This window comes from Corallococcus sp. AB049A, from assembly GCF_003668885.1.
GTDB classification, from domain to species: Bacteria; Myxococcota; Myxococcia; order Myxococcales; family Myxococcaceae; genus Corallococcus; species Corallococcus interemptor.
The window spans coordinates 1-417 of record NZ_RAWL01001266.1; the positions used below are offsets into that span (position 1 = coordinate 1).

Below are 417 nucleotides of genomic sequence, written 5' to 3' on the forward strand. Positions count from 1 at the left end.
GTCCCAGCTGGAACGGTCGTAGCTGCGCTTCACTTCGTTGTAACCCGAATACAGGCCGTCCTTGAAGGCGAATTCGTCCTTCACCAGGAACGGCATGTCGGTGTAGTTCAGCACGTACTCGTGCTGGATGCGGTCCTCGGTCAGCAGGTAGTTGATCAGGCCGCCCAGGAACACGATATCGGTACCGGTGCGGATCGGCGCGTACACGTCGGCCACCGCGGCCGAGCGGTTGAAGCGCGGATCGACCACGATCAGCCGGGCCTTGTTGTGGGCCTTGGCCTCGGTCACCCATTTGAATCCGCACGGGTGTGCCTCGGCGGCATTGCCACCCATGATCAGGATCAGGTCGGCATTCTTGATGTCGACCCAGTGGTTCGTCATCGCACCACGGCCTAGCGTCGGGGCAAGACCTGCCAC

General features: G+C 61.9%; 1 protein-coding gene. It reads right to left on the bottom strand.

The features are described from left to right. A partial coding sequence (locus tag D7X55_RS46955) for a molybdopterin-dependent oxidoreductase (RefSeq protein ID WP_147470530.1) occupies positions 1-417 on the bottom strand: 417 nt, incomplete at both ends.